Below are 2528 nucleotides of genomic sequence, written 5' to 3'. Positions count from 1 at the left end.
ATTCTAAAGATATAAGAGTATATAAATCCGATAAATTTATTATGTATGTAAGATTTCTAGATAATCATTATAAACAACTGGATTATATTAATTATTTTGATGTTAATGGTAAAAAAATTAAAAGAGAGTTTTATGATGTGCGTGGTTTCCTTAGTTGCACACGTATACTTACTACTAATCAGGCTGTACTTGCTGAACAATATCACGACCCTAATGGTAATATTACTATTGAAAAGTATTTTAATATTGAAACAAATAAAATTGAAAGAATCATTTTAAATAATGATAATAGTATTCTTTTTTTTGATAGTGAAACTGATTTACAAGCTTATTTTATAGAATCAATTTATCAATATGGAGACTTATTTTTTAGTGATAAAAATATTCATACTGCTCCCATGTTCAACAAAGTTAATCCAAATATTCCAGTTATAGCAGTATTGCACAGTACCCATGTCAAGAATATCCATCAACATATGACTTCTAGGTTCAAAAATGTCTATAAAGAGCTTTTTGATAATTTAAGTCGTTATAAAGCAATCATTGTTTCTACTAATTCACAAAAAATTGATGTTACTATGCGTATCAATCATGCTTTACCGGTAATAAATATACCTGTAGGCTTTTCGATAGAAAATAAAACTAATAACCATTCATTAGAAATTTCGCCATTAAAATTAATTTCCGTTGCGAGATATTCTCCAGAAAAGCAACTTCATCATCAAATTGAATTAATTAAAGCTTTAAAAGATGAATTTCCTAATATTGAACTACATTTGTTTGGTTTTGGTTCTGAAAATGAAAAATTGGCTAATTTAATTAAAGCATATCACTTAGAAAAAAATGTATTTTTAAGAGGGTTTCTTCCAGACTTATCTGCTGAATATGAAAATGCATATTTGAATATCTTAACAAGTAGTATGGAAGGTTTTTCTTTAGCACTATTAGAGTGTCAATCTCACGGAATTCCTACCATTAGTTACGATATTAAATATGGCCCAAATGAATTAGTTAAAGATAATAAAAATGGTTATTTAATAACCCCAAATGATAAAAATGAATTAATTAAAAAAGTAAAGTTTCTGTTAAAAAATCCTAAAATTCAAAAAGAATTTTCTCAACAAAGCATTGTGTTAGCTCAACAGTATTCGCAAAGTAATATTATGGAAAAATGGGACAATGCGTTACAATTGTTAGATAAATAAATTTATTTAAACAAATGCTCTATAATAAATTGGACTGATGATTAAAAAATCATCAGTCCGGTTTGTAATAGAGCATTTATATTGAACTAAATTATTTTAATAGTAAATTTAATAACTGCTTTTAATTACAGATTTCCATTTATCAAATACATTAAATCCTAAATATCTATTGGCTGATGTTAAGCTATTTTGTGATAACTCTTTTAAATGATCCGAATTATTTAATACCATTATAATCGTTTCTGCCATTGAATTTATATTACCTTCTTCAATAAGATATCCATTCACTCCGCTTTCGATCATTTCATTAGGACCATACTTAATATCATAGCTTATTACAGGAGTACCAACTGTTAAAGATTCTAAGATTGATAAAGCAAAACCTTCCATTTTGCTAGTAAAAATTTTTAAGCTCGCTCTTTTCAATTCTTTTTCTATTTCATTAGAAAAACCTCTTAAATGAATATTTTTTTCTAAATTATATTTCTTCACTAATTCCAAAAGTTTTTGAAGACTTCCTCCATGACCATAAATATTTAATTGAATATTAGGAATCACTTCTTTCACTTTCTTAATAACTTCAATTTGTTGCTCGACTTGTTTACTAGGGACAAGTCTAGATAAAGAAATAAGTTGAGGTTTCTCAAAATTTTTATTAATTAAAGATTCACTTACTTTTTCAGTATAGCCAACACTAATATTATAAACAGGTATTTTATTATCAATTAATTGAGAAAGATCTTCTTTTTGTTTCATTGTTGAAACTATGATACCTTTATAATTTTCTAAATGATTAAATATACTCTCATAAATACTTTTAATTACCCCATTATACAAGTGAGTACTATGTAAGATAACATAAAATGGTATCTTATTTTCTATTTTCTCAACAATCTTTCCTAGTTCATAAGGCCTGTCTATATAAAAAATATCACCTTGTTTAAATAACGTTTTATAAAAATATTCAATCAATTCATCTTCACTACTTAAAAATACATCACCATTATCTGTCTTAATAACTATTCTAGTAAGACGATTGTCATTGCCCACATATTCTACATCATAAAATTTTTGTATCCTAATTTGGCCTTTTGGATTATAGTAGTTTTCCATAACTATTTTTTGATTATGACCTAGAATTCTACTGCAATTTAAAAATCCTCTTGTATCAAATATTTCTCTTTTTATTTTTCTTTGATTATTATCAAAATAGTTTATATAACCTATATCTGAATAATATTTATCATTAAAATGAACATACATTCTATACCGACCATTTTCATATATTTTTAAATCATTGGAATTCTGAACATATTTTAATGT

Annotated in this window: 2 protein-coding genes; one reads left to right on the top strand and one right to left on the bottom strand. The window is 25.4% G+C overall.

Going from position 1 to position 2528, the window contains the following annotated elements; genetic code table 11:
- Positions 1–1205, top strand: a 1205-nt coding sequence (locus CD128_RS11730) for a glycosyltransferase family 4 protein (RefSeq protein WP_231917347.1), incomplete at its 5' end; no start/stop codon positions are given.
- Between the two features lie 108 nt (positions 1206–1313).
- Here CD128_RS11730 and CD128_RS11725 read toward each other — a convergent pair.
- Positions 1314–2528, bottom strand: a 1215-nt coding sequence (locus CD128_RS11725) for a glycosyltransferase (protein ID WP_103330035.1), incomplete at its 5' end; no start/stop codon positions are given.

It is taken from the genome of Staphylococcus croceilyticus, assembly GCF_002902575.1.
Classification (GTDB): domain Bacteria; phylum Bacillota; class Bacilli; order Staphylococcales; family Staphylococcaceae; genus Staphylococcus; species Staphylococcus croceilyticus.
This window is presented reverse-complemented; position numbering and strand designations above follow the sequence as displayed.